Annotated in this window: 22 protein-coding genes; 15 read left to right on the top strand and 7 right to left on the bottom strand. The window is 75.3% G+C overall.

Going from position 1 to position 24,119, the window contains the following annotated elements; genetic code table 11:
• Positions 1-53: 53 nt before the first annotated feature.
• Positions 54-230, bottom strand: a complete 177-nt coding sequence (locus tag BM048_RS18600) for a hypothetical protein (protein ID WP_239078616.1) — start codon at positions 228-230, stop codon at positions 54-56.
• Between BM048_RS18600 and BM048_RS05060 the strand changes: the two genes are divergently transcribed.
• The 8 genes from BM048_RS05060 (at position 214) to BM048_RS05025 (ending at position 8,579) form a co-directional block, all read left to right on the top strand.
• A complete protein-coding gene (locus BM048_RS05060; protein ID WP_239078615.1) occupies positions 214-1,410 on the top strand; it encodes an ABC transporter substrate-binding protein in 1,197 nt (398 codons plus the stop codon). The genes BM048_RS18600 and BM048_RS05060 overlap by 17 nt on opposite strands.
• 76 nt (positions 1,411-1,486) lie before the next feature.
• The gene (locus BM048_RS05055; protein WP_090031184.1) at positions 1,487-2,440 is read left to right on the top strand and encodes a carbohydrate ABC transporter permease; all 954 of its coding nucleotides are present in this window, start codon (positions 1,487-1,489) and stop codon (positions 2,438-2,440) included.
• The gene (locus tag BM048_RS05050) at positions 2,437-3,372 is read left to right on the top strand and encodes a carbohydrate ABC transporter permease (RefSeq protein ID WP_090031182.1); all 936 of its coding nucleotides are present in this window, start codon (positions 2,437-2,439) and stop codon (positions 3,370-3,372) included. The genes BM048_RS05055 and BM048_RS05050 overlap by 4 nt, the downstream gene beginning before the upstream one ends.
• 46 nt (positions 3,373-3,418) lie before the next feature.
• Positions 3,419-4,738 carry an ABC transporter substrate-binding protein gene (locus tag BM048_RS05045; RefSeq protein ID WP_239078614.1) on the top strand — a complete coding sequence of 440 codons (1,320 nt, stop codon included), beginning with the start codon at positions 3,419-3,421 and terminating at the stop codon, positions 4,736-4,738.
• Positions 4,735-5,346 carry a hypothetical protein gene (locus tag BM048_RS05040; RefSeq protein WP_090031181.1) on the top strand — a complete coding sequence of 204 codons (612 nt, stop codon included), beginning with the start codon at positions 4,735-4,737 and terminating at the stop codon, positions 5,344-5,346. The genes BM048_RS05045 and BM048_RS05040 overlap by 4 nt, the downstream gene beginning before the upstream one ends.
• Before the next feature lie 64 nt (positions 5,347-5,410).
• The gene (locus BM048_RS05035; protein WP_373308383.1) at positions 5,411-6,874 is read left to right on the top strand and encodes a Gfo/Idh/MocA family protein; all 1,464 of its coding nucleotides are present in this window, start codon (positions 5,411-5,413) and stop codon (positions 6,872-6,874) included.
• On the top strand, positions 6,871-7,827 hold the full coding sequence (locus BM048_RS05030) for a DUF6807 domain-containing protein (protein WP_239078613.1): 957 nt from the start codon (positions 6,871-6,873) through the stop codon (positions 7,825-7,827). The genes BM048_RS05035 and BM048_RS05030 overlap by 4 nt, the downstream gene beginning before the upstream one ends.
• A complete protein-coding gene (locus tag BM048_RS05025) occupies positions 7,824-8,579 on the top strand; it encodes a cupin domain-containing protein (RefSeq protein WP_239078612.1) in 756 nt (251 codons plus the stop codon). Before BM048_RS05030 ends, BM048_RS05025 begins: the two co-directional genes overlap by 4 nt.
• Positions 8,580-8,610: 31 nt before the next feature.
• Here the strand turns inward: BM048_RS05025 and BM048_RS05020 are convergent, their stop codons facing one another.
• Positions 8,611-9,426, bottom strand: coding sequence for an SDR family NAD(P)-dependent oxidoreductase (locus BM048_RS05020; RefSeq protein ID WP_275407321.1), 816 nt, complete (start codon positions 9,424-9,426; stop codon positions 8,611-8,613).
• Positions 9,427-9,476: 50 nt separating this feature from the next.
• Between BM048_RS05020 and BM048_RS05015 the strand changes: the two genes are divergently transcribed.
• Entirely contained in the window at positions 9,477-10,067 is a 591-nt protein-coding gene (locus BM048_RS05015; RefSeq protein ID WP_090031177.1) for a TetR/AcrR family transcriptional regulator, read from the top strand.
• 142 nt (positions 10,068-10,209) lie between these two features.
• Positions 10,210-11,202 (top strand): IS481 family transposase, encoded by a 993-nt coding sequence (locus BM048_RS05010; protein WP_090031321.1) that lies wholly within the window; start codon positions 10,210-10,212, stop codon positions 11,200-11,202.
• Here the strand turns inward: BM048_RS05010 and BM048_RS05005 are convergent.
• Positions 11,199-11,708 (bottom strand): Lrp/AsnC family transcriptional regulator, encoded by a 510-nt coding sequence (locus BM048_RS05005; protein WP_090031175.1) that lies wholly within the window; start codon positions 11,706-11,708, stop codon positions 11,199-11,201. The genes BM048_RS05010 and BM048_RS05005 overlap by 4 nt on opposite strands.
• Positions 11,709-11,778: 70 nt before the next feature.
• Here BM048_RS05005 and BM048_RS05000 point away from each other — a divergent pair, with 70 nt between their 5' ends.
• Both BM048_RS05000 and BM048_RS04995 read left to right on the top strand, forming a co-directional pair.
• A complete protein-coding gene (locus tag BM048_RS05000; RefSeq protein ID WP_090031174.1) occupies positions 11,779-12,288 on the top strand; it encodes a DUF2000 domain-containing protein in 510 nt (169 codons plus the stop codon).
• Between the two features lie 112 nt (positions 12,289-12,400).
• Complete coding sequence (locus tag BM048_RS04995; RefSeq protein WP_090031172.1) at positions 12,401-15,757, top strand: PxKF domain-containing protein; 3,357 nt, start codon at positions 12,401-12,403, stop codon at positions 15,755-15,757.
• Between the two features lie 112 nt (positions 15,758-15,869).
• On the opposite strand, the gene BM048_RS04990 is transcribed toward BM048_RS04995, so the two are convergent.
• Positions 15,870-17,606, bottom strand: a complete 1,737-nt coding sequence (locus tag BM048_RS04990) for a bifunctional 3'-5' exonuclease/DNA polymerase (RefSeq protein ID WP_090031171.1) — start codon at positions 17,604-17,606, stop codon at positions 15,870-15,872.
• Between the two features lie 21 nt (positions 17,607-17,627).
• Entirely contained in the window at positions 17,628-18,560 is a 933-nt protein-coding gene (locus BM048_RS18400) for a helix-turn-helix domain-containing protein (RefSeq protein WP_139224300.1), read from the bottom strand.
• 82 nt (positions 18,561-18,642) lie between these two features.
• Between BM048_RS18400 and BM048_RS04980 the strand changes: the two genes are divergently transcribed.
• Positions 18,643-19,359, top strand: a complete 717-nt coding sequence (locus BM048_RS04980) for a TIGR03086 family metal-binding protein (RefSeq protein ID WP_090031167.1) — start codon at positions 18,643-18,645, stop codon at positions 19,357-19,359.
• A 41-nt stretch (positions 19,360-19,400) separates the two neighbouring features.
• On the opposite strand, the gene BM048_RS04975 is transcribed toward BM048_RS04980, so the two are convergent.
• On the bottom strand, positions 19,401-20,540 hold the full coding sequence (locus tag BM048_RS04975) for a Gfo/Idh/MocA family protein (protein WP_090031165.1): 1,140 nt from the start codon (positions 20,538-20,540) through the stop codon (positions 19,401-19,403).
• Between the two features lie 192 nt (positions 20,541-20,732).
• Between BM048_RS04975 and BM048_RS04970 the strand changes: the two genes are divergently transcribed.
• Both BM048_RS04970 and BM048_RS04965 read left to right on the top strand, forming a co-directional pair.
• Positions 20,733-21,092: an L-rhamnose mutarotase gene (locus tag BM048_RS04970; protein ID WP_090031164.1), complete on the top strand. Its 360-nt coding sequence runs from the start codon at positions 20,733-20,735 to the stop codon at positions 21,090-21,092.
• Entirely contained in the window at positions 21,089-22,312 is a 1,224-nt protein-coding gene (locus tag BM048_RS04965) for an SGNH/GDSL hydrolase family protein (RefSeq protein ID WP_090031162.1), read from the top strand. The genes BM048_RS04970 and BM048_RS04965 overlap by 4 nt, the downstream gene beginning before the upstream one ends.
• Positions 22,313-22,340: 28 nt before the next feature.
• Here BM048_RS04965 and BM048_RS04960 read toward each other — a convergent pair whose 3' ends face one another.
• Positions 22,341-24,002 (bottom strand): mannitol dehydrogenase family protein, encoded by a 1,662-nt coding sequence (locus tag BM048_RS04960; protein ID WP_239078610.1) that lies wholly within the window; start codon positions 24,000-24,002, stop codon positions 22,341-22,343.
• Positions 24,003-24,119: the final 117 nt, after the last annotated feature.

Here is a 24,119-nt window from a genome sequence, read left to right as displayed (position 1 = left end):
GTCGCCTCCGTTGACAGAGGAACCGGCCGCCACCTAGCGTGCGGAATGCGCTTTCAGGCATACATCCGAGCGAGGAGGCTCATCGCGATGAAGCGATAAATCGTCCGCACAGCCGCACTGACGGCCGGCGTCGCGCTGGCCCTGTCGGCCTGCGGCAGCGGCGGGAACGAGGCGGCCGCACCCTCGGCCGCCCAGACCACCGCGTCCGGCCCCGTGACGCTCAACTTCACGTTCTGGGGCAACGACGACCGCGCGTCCCGGTACCAGCAGGCGATCGACCTGTTCAACGAGGAGTACACGGACATCTCGATCACCAGCAGCTTCGCCGCTTTCGCGGACTACTGGCCCGCCCGGACCACGGAGGCCGCCGGGCGTGCGCTGCCGGACGTCATGCAGTTCGACCTGTCCTACCTGCGGGAGTTCAGCGAGAACGGCCAGCTCCTCGACCTCGCGCCCTACGTCGAGAACGAGACGATCGACCTGTCCGGCTACGACGAGACGCTGCTCGAGGCGGGTGTGCTCGACGGCAAGACGATCGGCATCCCCACCTCGACGAACACCCTGGCCATGTTCGAGAACCCGAACGTCACCCAGGCCGCCGGGGCCACGTTCCCCGACGACGCGGACTACAGCTGGGAGGACCTCAACGGCTTCATCGAGGACGTGTCCGCCTCCGGGACGAGCACGGCCGACGGGTACCAGCTCTACGGGTCCGGCGACTACACCGGCACCTTCTGGTTCTTCATCCAGTGGCTGCTGCAGAACGGCGTGACGCCGTTCAACGAGGACGGGACGCTCGGGTTCGACGAGGCCGACGTCGTCGAGTTCCTCGGCCTGACCGCGGACCTGCGCGAGGCCGACCAGCTCTACCCCGTCGAGCGCGCGACGTCGCTGCTGCCCAAGGGCGGCTTCACCGTCAACGAGGTCGCCTCGGAGATGAGCTGGGACAACTTCCTGACCCAGTACACGACCGACTCGGGCACCGACAACCTCGAGATGCACCAGCTCCCGTCGATCGAGCCGGGCGAGAAGGCGCTGTTCTACAAGCCGTCGATGCTGCTGTCGGCCGGCGCGAACACCGAGCACCCGGTCGAGGCCGCGCTGTTCATCAACTTCCTGCTGACCGACCCCGAGGTCGGGACGATCTTCGGCACCTCGAAGGGCGTCCCCGCCGACGAGGAGCAGCGCGCGGCGGTCGACGTCACCGAGGGCAGCGTCGACGCGAAGGTGATCGCGTACGAGGAGGAGGTCGCGGAGCAGGTCACGGAGGCCACCCCCATCCCCGTCAAGGGCTTCGGCACCATCGAGGCGAAGTGGCGCACGCTCGCGGAGGAGCTCGCGTACGGCAACCTTGACCCCGAGGGCTTCGCGACCGAGTGGTTCGCCGAGGCCGAGATGGCCATCAGCTGACCTGAGGCCGACCGGGCGGGCCGGTGACCCCGGCCCGCCCCACGACCCTCGATCCTGCGACGATCGGAACCCCACCGTGACCCTCACCGCCGAGGCGCCCCCCACGCGGGCGGCACGTCCTGCCCGACGGCCCTCCAGCCGTCGACGATCCCTGCGCGAGGCCGGCGCGGGGTACGCGTTCCTGACGCCGTGGCTGCTGGGCTTCCTGCTGCTGACGGCCGGGCCGATGGCCGCGTCGCTGTACCTGGCGTTCACCGACTACAACCTGTTCGCGCCGCCGCAGTGGGTGGGGCTGGAGAACTTCACGCGGTTGTTCTCCGACCCCAACTACACGCAGGCGTGGAAGGTCACGGCGCTGTACGTGGTCGTGGGCACGCCGGTGAAGCTGCTGGCGTCGTTGCTGGTGGCGATGCTGCTGAACAACGCGTTCCGCGGCAAGGGGTTCTACCGCTCGGCGTTCTACCTGCCCTCGCTGGTGGGTGCGTCGGTGTCGATCGCCATCGTGTGGAAGGCGATGTTCATCGACGGCGGCGTGGTCGACCGGGGCCAGCAGCTGCTGGGGTTCTCCGCCGGTGGGTGGGTCGGCGACCCCAACCGCACGGTGCCGATGCTCATCCTGCTGACGGTGTGGCAGTTCGGTGCCCCGATGGTCATCTTCCTGGCGGGCCTGAAGCAGGTGCCCACCGAGCTGTACGAGGCCGCCGCGGTCGACGGCGCCGGTCCGGTGCGCAAGTTCTTCCGCATCACGCTGCCGATGCTCTCGCCCGTGCTGTTCTTCAATTTGCTGCTGGAGACGATCCACGCGTTCCAGATCTTCAACAGCGCGTTCATCATCTCCAACGGCACTGGCGGCCCGGCGCGCTCGACGTTGTTCTACACGTTCTACTTGTACATCCGCGGTTTCCAGGACTTCCAGATGGGCTACGCCTCGGCGATGGCCTGGGTGCTGGTCCTGGTGGTCGGCGCCATCAGCCTGGTCCTGTTCCAGACCCAGAACCGCTGGGTGCACTACTCGGGGGAGTCCAAGTGAGCACCAGCACCTCGACCCAGCCGGCCGGTCCGGTCGCGACGGCGCGTTCGACCGTCAGCGACGAGCACTCCGCACGGCTGCGACGCACCGCGCGCAACCGGCGCGGCGCCCGGGAGATCGTCTTCCACGTCGTGACGCTGCTGATCGTGGCCGTCATCCTCTACCCCGCGGTGTGGATGGTCGTCTCGGCGTTCAAGCCGTCCAACCAGATCGTCGGGAACGTGGGGATCATCCCCACCGACGCCTCGTTCGACAACTTCACCAAGGCACTGCAGGGCATCGGCGGGGTCTCGTTCTGGACGTTCTTCAAGAACTCCCTGATCCTGGCCGTGCTGTCGGTGGTCGGGATCGTGATCTCCTGCTCGGTGTCCGCCTACGCGTTCGCGCGGATCGAGTTCCCGGGGCGGAAGATCTTCTTCTCGTTGATGATCGGAACGCTGCTCCTGCCGTTCCACGTCGTGATCATCCCGCAGTACATCGTGTTCAACAACCTCGGCCTGGTGAACACCTTCATCCCGCTGCTCATCGGCAAGTTCCTGGCCGCCGAGGCGTTCTTCGTGTTCCTCATGGTGCAGTTCATGCGCAACCTGCCGCGGGAGCTGGACGAGGCCGCGCGCATCGACGGGGCCGGGCACGTGCGGATCTTCACCGCGATCATGCTGCCGCTCATGAAGCCCGCGCTCGTGACGAGCTCGATCTTCGCGTTCATCTGGTCCTGGAACGACTTCTTCGGGCCGTTGTTGTACCTGAAGAACCCGGACCTGTACTCCATGCCGATCGCGCTGCGGCTGTTCGTGGACCAGACCACCACGTCGGACTACGGCGCCCAGATGGCCATGGCGGTGCTCGCGCTGGTGCCGGTGCTCCTGTTCTTCCTCGTCTTCCAGCGCTACCTCGTCGAGGGCGTCGCCACCCAGGGCCTCAAGGGCTGAGCCCTTCCGCCCCGGCGCGCCCCACCCCACCCACCCGGAGGTCCCCGTGTCCCGCACCACCGTCCGCGCCGGCGTCGCCGCGGCAGGTCTCGTGCTCGCCCTCGCCGCCTGCGGCGGCACCTCGTCGGCCGACGGGTCGTCCCCGTCGGCGGGTGGAGCCGGGGAGGGGGCGACGAGCGCGGGCCCGGTGACGCTCGACCTCGTCTGGTGGGGCAACGACGACCGGGCGGCCCGCTACGAGGAGGCCGTCGCGCTCTTCGAGGAGCAGCACCCGGACATCACGGTGAACACGAGCTTCGCGGCGTTCTCGGACTACTGGACCGCACGCTCCACCGAGTCGGCGGCCCGCGCGCTGCCGGACGTCATGCAGATCGACTCCACCTACCTGCGGCAGTACGTGGCCACGGGCCAGCTCCTCGACCTGACCGACCTGCTCGGCGACGAGATCGACACCTCCGGCCTGCAGGACACGCTGCTGACGGAGGCCACGCTCGACGGGCGCACGTACGCGATGCCGACGGCGACGAACATGCTGGCCATGTTCGTCAACGAGGACGTGCTGGCGCGCACGGGCGTCGCGGCCCCCCCGGAGGGGTACACCTGGGAGGACCTGAACGCCTTCATCGCCGACGTGCGGGCGTCCGGGGCGACGACGGACGAGGGCGCGGCGCTGTACGGCTCCGCCGACTACACCGCCACGTTCTGGTTCTTCCTCCAGTGGCTCGTGCAGCAGGGCGTCACGCCCTTCACCGAGGACGGCGGGATCGGGTTCGACGAGGACGACGTCGTGGAGTTCCTGTCGCTCACGGACGACCTGCGCGCGGACGGTGCGCTCTTCCCGACGGAGCGCACCGTGGCGCTGGCGCCGCTCGGCGGCTTCACCGTCAACGAGGTCGCCTCGGAGATGAGCTGGGACAACTTCCTGGCCGGCTACGTGGCGGACTCGGGCACCGAGAACATCTCCATGCTGCCGATGCCCTCCGGCGAGGACGGACCGGCCCTCTTCAGCCGCACGTTCATGATGGCGGCGGGCGCGAACACCGAGCACCCGCAGGAGGTCGCCGAGCTGCTCGACTTCTTCCTCAACGAGCCCGAGGTGGGCCGCATCTTCGGCACCTCGAAGGGCGTGCCGGCGACGGCCGCCCAGCGCGACGCCATGGAGCTCGCCGGGGTGGACGCGAAGGTGGTGGCCTACGAGGAGCAGGTCGCCGACCTCGTCACCGAGCCGGCGCCGCTGCCCGTGGAGGGTTTCGGGACGCTCGAGGCGAAGTGGAAGTCCCTCGGCGAGGAGCTCGGGTACGGCAGCCTCACGCCCGAGCAGTTCGCCACCAAATGGTTCGCCGAGGCGGAGCTGACGCTGCCGTGAGCCGTCGCCGGCCCGTCGACCCCACGGCACCCGAGCGGCGGCCGCTCCTCGGTGGCGGTGCGTTCGGGCTGTTCGGCGAGGTGCTGGTGGTGGGGCTCGGCGTGTCGGTGCTGAGCCTGCCGGTGGTGACGCTGCTGCCGGCGATGGCGGCGGGGGTGGCGCACGTGCGCCGGCATCTCGGCGACGAGCCCGATGCCGTGGCGGACCTGGGCCGGCTCTTCCTGCGGGCAGTGCGCGGCGTCTGGGCCGTCGCCCTCGGCGTGACGGTGCTGCTCGGGCTGCTGTGGGTGGACCTGCGGCTGGCCGCGTCCGGCGCGGTGCCCGGCGGCGCGGCGGTGCTCGCCGTGAGCGCGCTCGTCGCGGTCGCCCTGCTCGTCGTCCTGCTGCGCGCCGCCGGGGCGTGGCGGGACGGGGAGCGCTGGGCCGACGTGCTGCGCGCCGGGGCGCGTCGAGCCGGGGACGACCTGACGGGGTCCGCGCTCCTCGTCCTCGCGCTCGCGATGTGCGCCCTGTTCACCTGGATGCTGGCGCCGCTCGCGGTGCTGGTGCCGGGCCTGCTGGCGCTGGCCGTCGTCGCGGTCGAGCACCGACGCGCCGCCCGCAGCTGACCCGACCCGACCGATCCCGACCTGACCGATCCCGACCCGACACCACGCGCAGGACGAGGACACGTTGAGCGACCGCAGCCCCCTGGACCAGAACCCCACCGCGCCGGCGCCCGCGTCGAGCACCAGCCGCACGGCCGACGAGGGCGTGGTCCCGCAGTTCGCGCCGGTCCCGGCCGGCCGGCCGCGGCGGCGCTACGCCGTCGCCGGCACCGGCCACCGCGCCGGCATGTACGTCGGCGCGCTGACAGGCGAGCACGCCGACGTCGGCGAGATCGTCGCGTGGCTCGACCCGAACCCCGGGCGGATCGCGTTCTACGACGCCGAGGTCGGTCGCGCGCTCGGCCTGGGCGGGCCCGCCGGGCTGCCGCGGTACACCCCCGAGGGCCTCGAGGCGATGGTGGCCGAGCAGGCGGTGGACGTCGTCGTGGTCACGAGCCTGGACCGCACGCACGCCGAGCTCGTCGACCGGGCGCTGCGCGCGGGCGCCGACGTCGTCGTCGAGAAGCCGCTGACCACCGACGCCGACGGGTGCCGCCGCATCACGCGGGCCGTCGCGGACACGGGCCGGGACGTCGTCATGACGTTCAACTACCGGTACGCGCCCCGGAACTCGACGCTGCGGCAGGTCATCGGCTCGGGTGCGATCGGGCAGGTCACGGGCGTGCACTTCGAGTGGGCGCTGGACACCGTGCACGGTGCGGACTACTTCCGCCGCTGGCACCGGGACAAGGCCAACTCCGGCGGCCTGCTCGTGCACAAGTCCAGCCACCACTTCGACCTCGTCAACTGGTGGATCGACGACGTGCCCGAGCGGGTCTTCGCCTCCGGGGCCCTGCGGTTCTACGGCGACAAGAACGCCGCCGCCCGCGGCCTCGTCGACCGGCCCGAGCGCGGGACGGGCGCGGAGGGCGACCCGTTCTCGCTCGACCTGCGCACCGACCCGCGGCTGCAGGCGCTCTACCTCGACGCCGAGGCGCACGACGGGTACCGCCGCGACCAGGACCCGTTCGGTCCGGGCATCACCATCGAGGACAACCTCTCCCTCGTCGTGGACTACCGGTCCGGGGCGACGCTGACGTACTCGCTCAACGCCCACTCCCCGTGGGAGGGCTACCGCGTCACCGTCAACGGCACCGCCGGGCGCGCGGAGCTCGAGGTCGTCGAGCGCGGGTTCGTCGAGCTCGACGAGGACGGCAACGCGGTCCTCGACCCCTCGGCCACGCCGGGGGCGGCCACCACCGACCCGCTGCGGCCCGAGGGCGAGCGGCTGACGGTGCAGACGCACTGGCACCGCACCCAGGACGTGCCGATCCCGGCCGGCATCGGCGGGCACGGCGGTGGTGACGCGATCCTGCTCAAGGACGTCTTCCGCCGGGACCTGCGGCTGGGCGACGACCCCCTCGGCCGCGCGGCCGGGTACCGCGACGGGCTCAAGGCCGTGGCGGTGGGGATCGCGGGCAACCGCTCGCTCGTCACCGGCCAGGCCGTGCTCGTGGAGGACCTCGAGCTCGGGGAGGAGCTGGCGTGACGACGACGGGCACGACGAGGGCGCTGCCCCGGCTGGAGCCGCGCGGTCCGGTCCGGGTGCTGCACGAGGTGGGCGAGGCGGTGTCCTTCGTCGCCGGGGACGTGACGCTGGCCCGGTACGTGTACGTGCCCGACGACGTGCAGCTCGAGAGCCCGCGGCCCTACCTGCACCCCGTGCGCACGCGGGGCGGCGACCTCGTCACGGCCTTCCGCCCGCACGACCACGTCTGGCACAAGGGCGTCGCGTGGTCGCTGCCCGTGGTGGGGGAGCACAACTTCTGGGGCGGCCCGACGTACGTGCACGGCGAGGGCTACCGGCAGCTCGACAACGACGGGTCGATGGACCACCAGGCGCTCGTCGCGCTGGAGGCGACGGGGGACGGCGCCGCGCTGGCGCACCGGCTGGCCTGGCACACGCAGGACGGGCAGCACGTGGTCGACGAGGAGCGGGCGCTGCGCGTCGTCGTCCCCGCCGACCGTGCCGACGCCTGGGTGCTCACCTTCACCACCGCGATGACCAACGTGTCGGACGAGGACCTGACGATCGGCTCGCCGACCACCCGCGGCCGGGAGAACGCCGGGTACGGCGGGCTGTTCTGGCGCGGGCCGCGGTCGTTCACCGGCGGGACCGTGCTCGCCCCGGGTTTCGCGGGCGGCGAGGAGGTCCGCGGGACCCGCGCGCCGTGGATGGGCTTCACCGGCCGGCACGACGACGTCGGCCGCTCGTCGAGCGTCGTGATGGTGGACGGGGCGGACAACCCGTCGCACCCGCCGCAGTGGTTCGCGCGCACGGAGTGGTTCGGCTGCCTCAACCCGGCGCCGTTCTTCTCGTCGGAGGTGCCCTTCCGGCCCAGGGGCACGCTGCGGTTCTCGTACGCCGTCGTCGTCGCGGACGGGGAGGTCGACGCCGCGGGCGCGCAGGCCCTCGCCGACCTCGGCCGGTCGGTGCTGTGACGACGGGCCCGACAGGGGTCGGGCCCGCGCTGCCCGGCGGTGTCTCGCTGAGCCGGCTCGCCGTCTACGACTGGCCGGCGCCCGACGGCGTCGGGCTCGTCGGCAGTGGGTCGCCGCACCTGCACCTGGCGTCCACGGAGGCCTACGTCGTGCTGGGCGGGGCGGGGGCGGTGCACACCGTCGGCGCGGACGGGTTCCGGGAGCACGCGCTGGCCCCCGGGGCGGTCGTGTCCTTCACGCCGGGGACCGTGCACCGGGCCGTCAACGACGGGGACCTCGACGTGCTCGTGCTCATGTCGAACGCCGGTCTCCCGGAGGCCGGCGACGCCGTGCTGACGTTCCCGGCGGCAGTGCTGGCGGACCCGGCGGCGTACGCGGCGGCCGTCGCGCTGCCCGGGCCGGAGGCGCCCGACGAGGGGCGGGCCGCGGCGGCCCGTCGGCGGCGGGACCTCGCCCTTGAGGGGTACGGCGAGCTGCTCGACGCGGTGGGCCGGCACGGGGCGGCCGAGGCGCTGGCACCCTTGCACGCGGCCGCCGTCGCGCTGGTCCGCGCGCGGGTGCCGCGCTGGCGCGAGGTGTGGGAGGCCTCCGTCGGCGCCGGGGCCCGGGCGACGGACGTCGCGCTGACGGACCTCGTCGCCGGGGCGGCGCCGCACCTGGCCGCCGCCGGTGCGCGCGCCCTGGCCCCCGTACCCGGCCCGCGCCGCTACGGCATGTGCGGCCGGCTGCAGACCTGGCGCGTCGGCGGCTGAGCGTCGGCCAGCGGGCGTGCCCCCGCACCGGTCAGGCGACCAGCTGCTCCGTGCGGTCCCACACCCACGATGCCAGCGAGCGGTCCGTGACGGGTGCCCGGAACGGGTCGGAGCGCACGGCGGTGCCGTCCGCGGTGGTGCCCGGGCCGGCGAAGCGTGAGGGGTCGACGTCCGGCGACGTGGCGGCCCACAGCAGCGGCACGACGCCCTCCTCGGGCTCGCGCGCCTGCCACAGCCGGGCGAGCACCGCCCCGAGGGCCCGGTCACGGCGGCGCTCGAGACGGGTGTTCATCGGCGTCCGCACCATCCCGGGATGCGCGACGACCGACCGCACCGGAGAGCCGACGGCCTCGAGCCGCCGCCCGTGCTCGACCGCCCACACCATGTGCAGGGTCTTCGTCCGGGCGTAGGTGCCACCGCGCGAGTAGCGCCGACGCCCGTCCAGGTCCTCCGGGCCCAGCCGGACCGGCACGTGCCGGTACATGTTCGACCCCGTGGTGACGACCCGGGGGTCCGGCGAGGCGGCGAGCCCGTCGTGCAGCAGCCGCGCCAGCAGCGCCGGGCCGAGGTGGTTCGTGGCCAGCTGGGTCTCGTACCCCTGGGGCGTCGTGCTGCGGTCGATGTTCCCTACCCCGGCGTTGTTGACGAGGACGTCGATGCGGCGGCCGGCGAGCGCGGCGGCGAGACGGCGGACGCTGTCGAGGTCGGCGACGTCCAGCGGGGCCAGCTCGAGGGCGTCGCGCGGGGCCCTGCGGGCCAGACGGTCGCGCACGGCCGCCCCCTCCTCCGGGGACCGGACGGCCATGACGACGCGGGCACCGGCGGCGGCGAGGGCGCCGGCGAGCAGCTCCCGAGCCCGCTGGACGCACCGGTCACCAGGGCGCGGCCGGCGAGGGCGTGGCGCCTGGCGGCGCCACGCGTCGGTCCGACGCCGCCCGCAACCGGGCGCACCTGCTCGAGGTCGCCCGCCGGCAGGTGTGCGACGGGTCGCCGCTGCCGGCGCTGAAGGACCTGGCCCGGCTGGCCGGCGTCGGCACCGGCACCGCCTACCGCCACTTCCCGACGCAGCACGCGCTCCTGGCGGCGCTCGGGGAGGAGGGCACCCGGCGTCTGGTGGCCGACGTCCGGGCGGGTGGGGCCGACCCCGACCCGGCGGCGGGGTTCGCGCGCGTGGTGGGCGTCGTCGTGCGCGGGGTGCTGCACGACGACGCCGTCCGGGCCGCCCTGACCGGGGCCGGTCCCGGCGCCGCCCGCGACCCGGGGCCGGCCGCCGAGCTGGACGAGGCCGTCGGGCTGCTGCTGCGCCGGGCCCGTGCGGCGGGAGCCGTCCGGCCGGACGTGGACGCCGACGACATCCCGCTGCTCGTGCTCGGCCTGGCGGCCGGGCTGGCGCCGGTCGCGGACGACGACGGGAGGGTCGAGCGGCACGTGCAGGTCCTCCTCGACGGGCTCCGGCCGCCCCGCCGGGCGGAGCGCCGGCCGGTCTGAGGCCGGGCTCCCGTCCTAGCTGTACTGCCCAGGCAGGTTGGTTGAGCGGGTGTGACGACACGCGGTAGCGGTCGTGGACGACGAAGACCTCCGGTCGTGGAGTGGAGCTGCTGACGTTCCGCACCACGACCAGGAGGTCTTCGTGTCCCACGCTAACGCTGCTCTGACTCCGCGTGCGCGTCTGCGGTTGGCGCGTCTGATCGTCGAGGAGGATTGGCCGGTCGCGGTGGCCGCCCGCCGGTACGACGTGTCCTGGCCGACCGCCAAGAGGTGGGCTGACCGGTACCGGCAGGCCGGGGCCGAGGGCATGAGCGACCGCTCGAGCCGCCCGTACCGGGTCGCGAATCGGACCCCGCCGCACCAAGTCCGCCGGGTGGTGCACCTGCGGTGGAAGAAGCGACTGTCACCGATCGAGATCGGCGCCCGGGTGGGCATGGCGGCCTCGACCGTGCACGCGGTGCTGGTGCGGTGCCGGCTGAACCGGCTCTCGCACGTCGACATCCGCACCGGCGAGCCGATCCGCCGCTACGAGCACGAACGCCCCGGGGCGATGCTGCACGTGGACGTCAAGAAGCTCGGCAACATCCCCGACGGCGGCGGGTGGCGCTTCGTCGGGCGCCAGCAGGGCAAGCGGCACCGCGCTGCCACTGCGGGGAAGCCGAAGAATGCGCACCGTGACCCCAAGATGGGCACCGCGTTCGTTCACACGGTCATCGACGACCACTCCCGGGTGGCCTACGCCGAGATCCACGACGACGAGACCGCGGCCACCGCCGTGGGTGTGCTGCGCCGGGCGGTGGTCTGGTTCGCCGCCCGCGGCGTGCGCGTCGAGCGGGTGCTCTCCGACAACGGGTCGGCCTACAAGTCCCACGCATGGCGCGACGCCTGCGCCGAGCTCGCGATCACCGTGAAGAAGACGCGTCCGTACCGGCCGCAGACCAACGGCAAGATCGAACGGTTCCACCGCACCATGGCCGCCGGCTGGGCCTTCGCCCGGCACTACAAGTCCGAGACCGCCCGCCGCGCCGCCCTGCCAGGATGGCTCCACCAGTACAACCACCACCGGCCCCACTCAGCGATCGGCAAGGTCCCACCGATCACCAGGTTGACCAACCTGCCTGGGCAGTACACCTAGCGCCGCCGGCGCGCCTGCGGCCCGCGCGGCGCCCGCTCGGGATCCGGCGCCGGTGCGACCGCCGCCGTGCGGAGGTGCTCGTAGACGACGGACGTGCGCACGTCGGCGATCTCCGGGCGCTCGGTGAGGCGGTCGATGACGAACGCGTAGAGGTGCTGGTTGTCCGGGACCGCGACGTGGACGAGGAAGTCCTCGGTGCCGCTGGTGACGAAGACGCCGACGACCTCGGGCAGGGCGGCGACCCAGGTCCGGAAGCCCTCGATCCGCGCGCGGGAGGGCGGCCGGATGCGCACGGCCACGAGGGCCTGCACGGGGCGGCCGATGCTCGCGAGGTCGACGTCGAGCGTGGCGCCGCGGATCACGCCGCGGTCCCGCAGCGACCGCGTGCGCTCGAGCGCGGTGGTGGGTGCGATGCCGACCGCGGCGGCGACGTCCCGGTTGGTCCGGCGAGCATCCGCCTGCAGCTCCCGCAGGATCGCCGCATCAATCTCGTCGAGGTGGGCCATCCGGGCACTCTAGGCGTCGTTCGTTCGCCCCGACGGCGAGCGGGGCGAGGACATCGCTAGCGTCCGGACCATGGAACGCACGAACGTCACCGCAGAAGATCAGCAGGCGATCACCGGGACCCCGGTCGGCTTCGCCCCGGACGAGATCCGGACGGCGGAGCCGACCCGGTCCGCCCGCCTGAAGTGGGTCGTCGTGGTCGCCGAGGAGCTGCCGCCCGGGCGCGCCGTCAACGCGGCCGTCTGCGTCGCGGCGGCCACCTCCCGGGCCGTGACCGGGCTGCTGGGGCCGGACGCCCGCGACGCCGACGGGTCGGTGCACCCGGGGCTGCCATGGGCGGGGTGCACGGTGCTGGTGGCCCCGGCGGCGGCGCTCGTCGCCCTGCGCGCGAAGGCCGCGGCCGCGGCGGACGTCTTCGTCGCGGACATGCCCGAGGCGGCGCAGACGACCCGCGTCTACGACGAGTACCTCGCGGCGGTGGCCGGCGCGACGGGCGAGGATCTGGGTCTTCTCGCGGTCGGCGTCGTGGGGCCGCGCAACCGCGTCGACAGGATCGTCGGGCGGCTGCCGCTGCTGCCCTGAGCCGGGCGGCGGGGGTCGGGTGTTCGACTCTGTTCGGATCGGTGGGAACCGCTCGCCGGCGGTGCTTGTGTGAGCCCCGTACCGTCGACGACGACAGGGAGCACCACCGCACATGCACGTCCTACCCCCGCACGCCGCGCCCGCCGGGGCGCAGCCCGGACGACGAGGACGGGGCCGCGCCGGCCTCGTCGCCGCCGGGCTCGGGGCCGCCCTGGCCCTCACCACCGCCGCCGCGCCGCCCGCCGTGGCCGCGAGCACCTTCCCCGCGCTGACGCCGGAGGCGCTCGTCGCCGCCGACTTCACGCTCTACTTCGCCAACGCCGGCGCGACAGACACCGGGGGCGTGGCCGCCGGGGACCACCTGGGCCTGTACCAGTCGCGGACCGACCAGCGGCTCGGCGAGGATCCGGGCACCCGGACCCGCTGGGGCTACGTCGTCGACGCGACGTCCAACCCCGTGCCGCGCACCGCGGCCGGCCTCGAGAAGACCGCCACGCTGCTCTACGACGACGAGCCCGCCGGCTCCTCGCTGCCGTCGCGGCGGGTGGCCTACGCCTTCGACGTGCCCGCCGGGTCCTACGACGTGACCTTCGGGTTCGCCGTGCCCAGCGCCTGGGGCAGCCGCACGGTCACCGCCGTGACCGAGGGCGCGGTGCGCGAGCAGTTCGCCACCGGCACCACGCCGCTGGCCAAGACGTACGCCGTGGACGTCAGCGACGGCACGCTCGACGTGGCCGTCGGCAGCCCCGCGAACCGCACCGGCCGCGACGCCGACCCGCTGGTGAGCTGGGTCGTGGTGAAGGCGAAGCCGACGTGGACGCCGGAGCTGCTGGCCGCCCGGATCGCCGACGCGACGCTCACCGCCACCGAGCGCGCGGGGTACGCGGACGACTCCGTGGCGGACCTCGACGCCGCGCTGGCCGCCGCGCAGCGCCTGCTCGACGCCGGGTCGACCGACGCCGTCGCCCTGGCCGCCGCCTCCGACGCCGTCGTGCGTGCGACCGCCGCCCTGCGGCCCGTGGTCACCTACGACTCCTTCCGCCCCGGCCAGCCCTGGCTCGACGACCAGGGCCGCGTCATCAACGCCCACGGGGGCCAGGTGGTCCCCGCGACCGACGCCGCCGGCGAGCGCATCTGGTACTGGTACGGCGAGGACCGCAGCAAGGGCTACTACGACAGCCCCGGCGTGCACGTCTACTCCTCGCGCGACCTCTACAACTGGACCGACGAGGGCCTGGCGCTGCGCGCGATGAGCTCGCAGGACCAGTTCGCGTCCGACCCCTACTTCTCGGCGCTCTACGGCGGCTACACCGACGCGCAGCGCGAGGTCGTCTGGCGGGACCTGTCGACGAACCGCGTGCGCACCGACGGCTGGGCCGCGCCCGCGATCCTCGAGCGCCCGAAGGTCATCTACAACGAGGTCACCGAGAAGTGGGTCATGTGGGTCCACTCCGACGGCCCGGCGACGAAGGACCAGACGTCCACCTACGCGCGCGCCGAGGCGGGCGTGGCGGTCGCCGACTCGCCCACGGGCCCGTTCCGGTGGATCGACTCCTACCGGCTCAACCGCGTGCCCAGCGGCTCCGTGCCGTGGTGCGGTACCGGCTCGGCCTTCGACCCGGCCGGCGGCATGGCCCGCGACATGAACCTCTTCGTCGACACCGACGGCACCGGCTACATCATCTACTCGTCCGAGGAGAACCGGACGATGTACATCTCGAAGCTGAACAGCGACTACACGTACCTGTCGGCCACCCCGGAGACCGCGGTCCAGGGCGTCGACTTCGTCCGCACGCTGCCCTGCGCCCAGCGCGAGGCGCCGGCGATGATGAAGCAGGACGGCACGTACTACCTCGTGACCTCGGGCGCGACGGGCTGGGACCCGAACCCGGCGCGGTACGCGACGGCGACGAGCATCCTCGGCACGTGGACCGACCGCGGGAACCCCATCACCGGGGCCGGCGCGGAGAACACGTTCCGCTCGCAGAGCACGTCGATCATCCCGATCGACCCCGCCCGCGGGAAGTTCGTCTACATGGGCGACCGCTGGACGCCCGACGACCTGTCGAACGCGCCCTACGTGTGGCTGCCGGTGACCTTGTCGGGCGAGGCCGGTGACCTGTCGCTGACGAACCCCGCGGAGTGGGACCTCGGCGACCTGCCGACGTACGAGCCGTGGGACGTCGCGGTGACGATGCCGGACCACGTGACGCTCGGCGACACGGCCGGGCTGCCGGCGCAGGTGCAGGTGACGAGCGGCGGCACGACGACGACGCAGGCCGTCCGCTGGGACGCCGCGAGCATCGGCGCCCCCGGCGTCCGCACCGCGCGGGCCACGCTGCCCGACGGCCGGACCTTCTCCCGGTCGGTGCTCGTCGTGCCGGCGGGGCTGCGCTACGCGGTGAACGCGGGCGGGACGGCGACGGCGGACTGGACGGCGCTCGTCGGCGTCGCGCAGGCGGACCGGCCGCTGCTCAACAGCGCGCCCGAGCAGCCGCTCGGCACCGACCCCGTGACCGGCGCCCGCTGGGGCTTCACCGGCGCGAGCGGCACCGAGGGCACCGCCCTGGGCACGATCGACACGACGCTGCGGTGGGCGAGGGACAAGCAGCCGCTCGTCTACACGTTCACGGGCCTGGACGCCGGCACCTACACCGTGCGCGCCGGCTGGTACGACCCGTGGCCGCAGGCCAACCGCGCCGCCCGCGTGAGCATCAACGGCAAGGTCGTCGACGAGCAGCAGCTCTTCACCGCCACGCCCGTCGCGGACGCCTACCCGGGCGTCGTCGTGGGCGCGGACGGCACGATCACCGTGACGGTCGCCCCCACCCGCTCGCCCGACATCCAGGTGAGCTGGCTGACCGTCGAGCAGGTGCCGCAGGCGCAGACGGTGTCGCTCGAGCCGCTGGGCGACGTGCTCTTCGGCGAGACGGCGTCGGTCGAGGCGGTGGCCTCGTCGTCGTCCGGCCTGCCGGTGACGCTGACGGCGGAGGGCGCGTGCACGGTCGAGGGGACCACCGTCACCCCGACGCGGGCCGGGACGTGCACCGTCACCGCGACGCAGGCCGGCGACCACGGGTGGCTGGCCGCCGCCCCGGTCTCGCGGTCGTTCGAGGTCCGGCCGTGGACGATCGTCGGGTTCGCGGCCCCCGTCGACATGGGCGGCGTGGTGAACACCGCCCGTGCCGGCAGCACGGTGCCGGTGAGGTTCGAGGTCCTCCAGGGCGACCTCGAGCTCGTGGACCCGGCGGTCGTCGCCTCGGTGACGGTGGCCCGGGCCGCCGTGCCGGGCGGGACGCCGACGGACGAGGTCGAGGCGGTCGGCACCGGGGCCACGGGCCTGCGGTACGACGCGGCGGCCGGGCACTTCGTCCACACGTGGCGGACGCCGAGCACCCCGGGCACCTACCGGCTCACGGTGACGACGCAGGACGGCTCGACGCTGGGCGCGCTGTTCCGCCTGCGCTGACCGCCTGCGCCGACCGCCCGCGCCGACCGACTGCGCCGACCCCCGCACCGGTCCTGCGACCGGCCGCGACGCCCCTCCCCGGCACCTGGTCGAGGAGGGGCGTCGTGGCGCGTCACGGGGCCTCGTCGTAGGAGCCCACCACCGCGACGTCGAGGGCGAACTCGACGCCGACGGCGCCGAAGAGCAGCCGCCCGGCCTCGTCGGCGGCGGCCCGCACCGCGTCGGCCACGGCGTCCGCGAGCGGTGCCGGCGTGTGCACCAGCACCTCGTCGTGCAGGAAGAAGACCAGGTGCGGTGCGCGCCCGGGCCCGTCGACCGGCAGCGCGCGCAGGCGGCGGCGCAGGGACGCCAGCCAGCACAGCGCCCACTCCGCGGCGGTGCCCTGGACCACGAAGTTGCGCGTGAAGCGGCCCTGGTCGCGCGCCCGGCGGCGCGCCGCGCGCACCTCGTCGGCCGACGAGCCCTCGTCGGTCGCGGCGGCCACCTCGTCGCGCCACCGGGGCCCCGGGGGCGGGGAGGACCGGCCGAGCCAGGTGGTGACGACCTCGCCGCGCTCACCCGCGCGGGCGGCGTCCTCGACGAGCGCGACCGCCTGCGGGTAGGCGCGGGTCAGCCGCGGCATGAGTGCGCCGCCGGCCCCCGAGGTCGCCCCGTAGATCGCGCCGAGCATCGCGTACTTGGCCTCGTCGCGGGTGGCGACGGTGCCGGCGTCGACGACGCCCTGGTACAGGTCGCGGTGGCGCCCCGCGGCCGCCATCGCCCGGTCGCCGCTCATCGCGGCGAGCACGCGCGGCTCGAGCTGCGCGGCGTCGGCGACGACGAGACGCCAGCCCGGGTCGGCGCGCACGGCCCCGCGGACCTCCTTCGGCAGCTGCAGGGCGCCGCCGCCGCTCGTGGCCCACCGGCCGCTGACCACGCCCGCGACGACGTACCCGGCGCGGAACCGCCCCTCGCGGACCCAGCGGTCCATCCACGCCCAGCCGTTGGCCCCGAGCAGGCGGGACAGCTTCTTGTACGCCAGCAGCGGCTCGCGGACGGGGTGCTCGAGCCGCCGGACCTCCCACCGGCTCGTCGAGGCCACCGGGCAGCCCGCCCGCCGCAGGGCCGCGAGGAGCTCCGGCTGCGAGTCGGGGTTCAGCGCGGGCTGGGACAGTGCCTCGCGCACCTCGTCGGCCAGGGCCTCCAGCCCTGCCGGGCGCCGGCCGGTCGGTGGTCGGGGCCCCAGCAGCCCGGTGAGGAGCCGGTCGTGCTCGGCCACGTCCCACGGCAGGCCGTCGTGCTCCATCTCGGCGGCGACGAGGGCGCCGGACGACTCCGCCGCCAGGAGCAGGCGCAGCCGGCCGGGCTCCGCGTCGGTGGCGAGCGCCGCGAGCTGGTGGCGCAGGGCGGCGACGAGCGCGTCGGCGCCGGGCCCGTCGCCCGGGGCGGGGGCGACGCCGGGGCCGGGGTCCTCCGTGGCGACCGCGTCGAACAGCGTGGGGGCGGCGTCGGCCGGCGCCATCGTCGCCGGCGGCGTGGCCGCGGGCAGGATCGCCCCGTCGTGCGGCGGGGGCGTGCACCGGGTGCTGGCGCGCAGCACGGCGTCCGCGAGGGCCAGGTCGTGGCAGCGCTCGACGCGGACGCCGGCGGCGAGCAGGGGCGGGTAGCGCAGCGCCGTGCGGTCCCACACCCAGCGGGGACGGTCGCGATCCTCTCGCGCCTCCCGCGCCGCCACGGCGGCGGCCAGGCCCGACGCCGCGACGCGAGCCCTCGCGCCGGTGGTCCCCTCGTCGTCCACGTCGACCAGGTCCCAGCCGCCTCCCGGGCCGCCGGGCGCGGGGGCGAGGACGACGTAGGGCACGTGGCCCATCCTCGCGGAGGTCCGCCGGCGTCAGGTCGTCGCCGGGGCCGCCACCGAGCGGGCGTAGGCCGCAGGCGTCGTGCCGAGGTGCGCCCGGAAGTCGCGCACGAGGTGCGCCTGGTCCGCGTAGCCGAGCTCGGCGGCCAGGTCCGCCCACGCCACGACCTCTCCCCGGCCGGCCCGGTCCGCCGCCTCGACGATCCGCCAGCGCCGCACCACCCAGGCCGGGCTGACGCCCAGGTGCTCGGCGAAGAGGCGCAGCAGGGTCCGCACGCCCGTGCCGGCCGCGGCCGCGAGCGTCTCGACCCGCAGCACCTCCCGGTCGCGCTCGGCCAGGGCGGCGACGGCGGTGACGGCCCGGGCCTGCGCCAGGACCGCCGCGGGGCGGGCCGCGACGACCCGCTCGAGCAGGGTCCGCAGGGCGTCCACGCGGGCGGCCTCGTCGCCGGCGTCCGCGACGAGGCGACCGACCGCCGAGCCGTCGGGTGCGTCGGGTGCGGCGCCTGCCGTGACCGCGCGCGGGACCGGCCCCAGGACCGGCCCCAGCACCTCGTCGAGCGGCACCTCCGCGTCGCGGAGGGTGTGCGCGGGCCGGCCGGTGAGGGCCGCCAGCCCGCCGGAGGTCTTCGCGGCGACGGTCCAGCCCGTCCCGACGAGCCGCCGCTCGTCGAGCCGGCTGCGCACCCCGTACACGCGGGCGCCGGCCGGGTCGAGGACGCGTCCGGCCCGGTCGACGGTCCCGACGCTGAGGTGCGAGGCGGGGTGCGTGAGGACGCGCTGCACGTGCACCGCTTCGGGCGGCAGCTCCCAGCGGACCGCCCAGAACCAGTCGACGAGCCCCTCCAGCACCGGGCCCGGCGGGTAGCGCTCGAGGGTCGCCACGGCGCGCATGGCCGGTGGGTCGACGATGCCGCGCGTGTCGTCGCGGGACGGCACGGGTGGCAGGGGCGGGTCGGCCGGCACGGGGCCACCGTAGGGCGGGCCCGTGCGCGCCTGTCGCGTTCCTTCAATCGCCGTGTCCGCGGGCGGGCCTAGCGTCGCGGGCATGACGACCGACACGCCCCCCGCAACCCCTCCCGCCGCCTCTTCAGCCGCCCCTCCCGCCGTCGACGACGAGCTGCCGCCGCTGTTCCCCGCCGAGGCGCCCCCCGCGCTGCACGACCCGGCGACCGCCCGCGCGCTGCTGGCACCCGTGCTCGCCGCCCTGGCCGACGTCGTCGCGGCCGTCCGGCCGGAGGACCTGGCCCGGCCGACGCCGTGCCGCGACTACGACGTCGCCGCGCTGCAGGACCACGTGCTCGGGTGGCTCGACTTCTTCGGGGTGGCCTTCGCCGACCCGGCGCGGCGCGGACCGCGCCCCGACCCGGCGGCCTTCCGCGCCGCCGCCGACGGGCGGGAGCCGGTGGAGGTGGTGCGGACGGCGGCCTCCCGGCTCGACGACGCCCTGGCCGGCGGGGTCCTGGCCGGCGAGGTCGTCGTGTCGCAGTCCCGGATGGCCGGTCCCGGCGCCACCGGCATGGTGCTCGGGGAGTACGTGGTGCACGGGTGGGACCTCGCGACGGCCCTGGGGCGCCCGTGGTCACCGCCCGCGGACGCCGCGAGCACCGCGCACGCCTTCTTCGGCGGGATGATCGCGCCGGAGTACCGCGGGGGGCCCGACGGGTTCTTCGGCCCGGAGGTGCCGGTGCCCGACGGGGCATCCCCGCTGGACCGCCTGCTCGGCTTCGCCGGTCGTGACCCGGGCTGGGCGCCGGCGTCCTGATGTCTGGGCGCCGGCGTCCTGATGCCGACGCCGGCTCGGCGTCAGGACCGGTGCGTGGACAGCGCGCGCAGGTCCTCGACGCCGTCGTGCGCGAACCCGTCGCGCAGCGGGGAACCGGGCGCCAGGTCCGCGGGCGTCACCGGCCGGCCCAGCGCGGCGGAGGCGTAGATCGCCGTCACCAGCTCCAGCGACCGGTACGGCTCGGCCGCGACGGGCGGCAGCGGCCCGCCGCTGCGCAGCGCGTCGTACACCGCGCGCAGGAGCGGGACGTGGCCGCTCGGCTCGTCGTCGGCGGGCAGCGCCCAGGACGCGGGCGCCTCGGGGTGCTCGCCACCGGTCCGCCCCGGTGCGGGGGTGAGCCGCCAGGAGGAGGCGTCGTGCCCGTACAGGTGCTCGACCTCGACCGTCGCCGTCGTGGTGTCGACGCGCACGTAGCTCGTCTGCCGCGGGGCGAGGGCGGTCGTCACGACGGAGACCACGGCACCGTTCGCGAACCGGACGGTCGCCACCGAGGTGTCCTCCGTCTCCACGTCGCGGTCGAGCCGGAACGCGCGCGCGTCGACCTCCGCCCAGTCGCCGAGCAGGAAGGCCAGCAGGTCGAGCTGGTGGATCCCGAGCCCCAGCAGGGGGCCACCGCCCTCGGTGGCCCACCGCCCGCGCCACGGCACGGCGTAGTAGTCCTCCTGCTTGCGGTACCAGAGCGTGTGGCAGATCCCGACGAGCGGACGGCCGAGCTCGCCGGACGCCAGCAGCCGCTGCACGTGCCCGACGGCGGTGCCGGTGCGCTGCTGGAAGACGACGGCGTACTGCCGGTCCGCCGCCCGCGCGGCGGCGAGCACGTCGTCGAGCTCGGTGAGGGACAGGACGGGGGGCTTCTCGCAGACGACGTGCGCGCCCGCGCTCAGCGCCTGCACGGCCTGGTCGCGGTGCAGGCCGGGCGGGGTGCACAGGTGCACGACGTCGACGCCGGCCTCGCCGGCGAGCAGCGCAGCCAGGTCGGGGTAGGTCCGCGGGACGCCGAACCGCTCGGTGAAGGTCGCGCGCACCTCCGCGGCCGGGTCGGCGACGGCGACGACCTCCGCCCCCGGGTCGGCCGCGACGGCGGCCGCGTGCGCGTGCGCGATGGCGCCGGTGCCGACGAGCGCGACGCGCAGCGGGCGGGTGGGGGGCTCCTGGGTCACGGCCGCTCCTTCGCGGAGGTCCCGGCCGGTCGGTCCGGGCGGGACGGGGTGCGATCGCAAGCCTATCGGTAAGCGCTTGCCTGTCCAGGGCTGCCGGGGTGGCGCGGCGGCTTGACGGGGTGGGACGGCGTTCCTAGCGTGCGCCGGGACCGGCGGCCCGAGGGCGGGTCGCCCCAGCGACGAGGAGCACCGATGGCGCGCGTCTGCTTCATCTCCCGGGTCCGGCCGGACCGGCTCGAGGAGTACCGGGCCCGGCACGCGGCGGTGTGGCCGGAGATGCTCGAGGCGCTGCGGGACACGGGGTGGCGGGACTACTTCCTGCACCTGTCGTCCGACGGGCTGCTCGTCGGGCACCTCGAGACGGACGACTACGCGGCGGCCCAGGAGGCCATGACGCGCACGGCCGTCAACCCGCGCTGGCAGGCGGAGATGAGCGCGTTCTTCGTCGACCCCGGCAACCCGGACGAGGGGTTCCAGGTCCTCGAGGAGGTCTTCCACCTCGAGGACCAGCTCCGGGCGGCCGGGCTGCCGACGACGCCGCAGCCGCGGTGAGCGCGTCCGTCGTCCCGTTCCCCGATCCCCGCGTCGAGGTCCGGGGCGCCGCCTGGCTGGAGGACGTGCCGGGCAGCGGCGTGCTGCCGCACCGGCTGCCCGCCGCGGCACGCGCGCAGTTCCCGGACGGGTTCGTCGCGCTGTGCGACGAGCAGCCGTCGGGGGTGCGGCTGCGCTTCCGCACCGCCGCCGACCGCGTCACCCTCGACGTGTCCGTGCTGCGGACCGTGACGCACCCCCTGCCGCCGGCGGCGCCCGGGCCGTGGGACGTGCTCGTCGGCGGGGCGCTCGTCGCGCAGCCGGAGGGGTGCGGCGCGGCCGGCCCGTCCGGGACGGTGGCGCTGGACCCGCTCACGGGGGCGACGACCGCCCGGCCGGGACCGCGCACGACCGTGACGCTCGCGCTGCGGACGGGCGTGGGGCCGACCGACGGGCGGGGCGACGAGCCGGCCGACGTCGAGGTGTGGCTGCCGACGGGGGAGACCGTCGTGCTGCACGCGTTGCGGGCCGACGCGCCGGTGGAGCCGCCGGCGACCGTGGTCCCGGCCGCGCCCCGGTGGGTGCACCACGGCTCGTCGATCAGCCACGGGGCGGCCGCGGCGAGCCCGGCGACGACGTGGCCGGCCGTCGCGGCGCGCCGCGCGGGGCTGGACCTGGTCAGCCTCGGCTTCTCGGGCAACGCGGTGCTCGACCCCTTCACCGCCCGGGCGATGCGGGACGCGCCCGCCGACCTGCTGAGCGTCAAGGTCGGCATCAACGTGGTGAACAAGGACTGCTTCCGGCTGCGGGCGTTCGTCCCGGCGGTGCACGGGTTCCTCGACACCGTGCGCGAGGGGCACCTGACGACGCCGCTGGTCGTCATGTCGCCGCTGCTGTGCCCGCTCGTCGAGGACACCCCCGGCCCGACCTTCATCGACCCGGCGTCGCCGCCCGACGCGCCCGTGTTCGCCACCCGGTGCACCCCCGCGGACGCCGTCGACGGGCGGCTGACGCTGTCGGCCATCCGCGACGTGCTCGCGGACGTGGTCGCCGCGCGGCGGGCGGCCGGCGACGCGGCGCTCACCTACGTCGACGGGCGCGACCTGTACGGCCCGGAGAACGCCGAGCGCCTGCCGATGCGCGACCGGCTGCACCCCGACGGCCCGGCGCACGTGCTCATCGGGGAGCGGGCCGCGCCGCTGCTGCGGGCCGCGCTGGGCGGGGCCGTCCCGTCCCCCTGAGCACGGGACGGCCCTGCTGCTCGGTCGCTCAGCGGCGGTCCGGCAGCGCCGCCAGCGCCGCGCGCAGGGCGTCGCGCAGCCGGTCGTCGCCCGCGAGCGCCGGCGGCACCACCTGCCGCAGGCCCAGCACCCGGTCGGCCAGCCCCTCCTCGGGTCCGGTCAGCGCCTCGGCCAGGACGGGGGCCAGCGGGTCGTCGAGCGGGACGGCACGACCGGCGACGACGGCCGTGCCCGCGCTGGTCGCGCGGACCCAGCGCACCCACGCGGCCAGCACCGCCGCGCTCGCGGCCGGGACCGCGCCGGCCGCGAGCCGGTCCGCCACCGTGCCGAGCAGCCGCTGCGGCAGCTTCTGCGACCCGTCCATGCCGACCTGCACCGTGGTGTGCCCGGTCGCGGGGTTGGCGAAGCGGGCCAGGACCTCGTCGCGGTAGGCGGGCAGGTCCATGCCGTCCGGCGCGACGAGCGTCGGCAGCACGTCCTCGTCGACGAGCGCGCGGACCAGCGCGTGCAGGTCCGGGTCCGCGACGGCCTCCGCGATCGTCGCGTGGCCGCGCAGCGCGCCGGCGTAGGCGAGCGCGGAGTGCGACGCGTTGAGGACGCGCAGCTTCGCGCGCTCGTAGGGCGCGACGTCGTGCGTCAGCGTCGCACCGGCCTGCTCCCAGGCCGGCCGCGGCCCGGCGAAGTCGTCCTCGACGACCCACTGCAGGAAGGGCTCGGCGACGACGAGGCCCTCGTCCCGCAGGCCGAGCAGGGCCGCCGCCCGGTTCCGGTGGGCCGGCGTCGTGGCGGGCACGATGCGGTCGACCATCGTCGAGGGGAACCGCACGTGCGTCGCGACCCAGGCGGCGAGGGCGTCCGCCCCGGCGCGCCCGGCGACCGGCGGCGACGTCAGCGCGGCGTGCACGAGTCCGCCCAGCACGTGGCCGTTGTCGCTGAGGTTGTCGCAGGACACCACGGTGAGCGGGCCGGCGTCCGCCCGCCGGCTCCGGGCCAGCCCGCGCAGGAGCATCCCCAGCGGCGAGCGCGCCGCGGGTGCGTCGTCGAGGGGGCGGGACGCGGGTGCGTCGAGCTCGTCGACCAGCGCGGCGAGGTCCGCCGCCAGGTCGGGGTCGGTGACGTCGGGGGTCCCGTCGGGGCGGCGGCGGTAGCCCTTCTCCGTGACGGTGAGCGTGACGACGTGCGTCGTCGGGGCCGCCAGCGCCGCGAGCACGCGTGCGGTGTCGCGGCCGGGGAACGACACCTCGCGCAGCGATCCGACGACGCGCAGCGACGCCGTCTCGGCGCCCGCCCCGTCCTGGCCGAGCATGAGGACGCCGTAGAGGCCGTCCTGCGGGGCGAGCTGCTCGGCGACGCGGGCGCTGCGCTGCGTGACGCCGTGGACGCCCCAGCGGTCGTCGCCCGTCGCGGCGGCCGCGTCCTCCGTGCAGACGGCCTGGTGGGCGCGGGTGAAGGCACCGAGGCCGAGGTGCACGACGCCCGTCCGCAGGCCGCGCGGGTCGACCGCCGGGCCCCTGACGCCCGCCGGCAGCCCGGCCGCGGCGCGGTCCGCCCACGTCCGCAGGGAGAGCCGGGGGGGCGTGGCGAGCGACGGATCGGTCGACGCGTCGGCCGTCGAGCCGGCGGTGGAGCCGGTCGTCGAGCGGGTCGTGCCGTCGGTCGGCGGCGCAGCCGGCTCGGTGGTGGTGCTCACGCGGGGGCTCCTGCTCGTCGGGCCGTGCGGCCGGGCTTGACCGCCGTCTCGTCGGGCGGGCTAGGCTAGAAAGCGATTTCACCACGACGAGCACCGGGCCCACAAGGGCCGGAGGGA

It is taken from the genome of Cellulomonas marina, from assembly GCF_900111925.1.
GTDB lineage: Bacteria > Actinomycetota > Actinomycetes > Actinomycetales > Cellulomonadaceae > Cellulomonas > Cellulomonas marina.
This window is presented reverse-complemented; position numbering and strand designations above follow the sequence as displayed.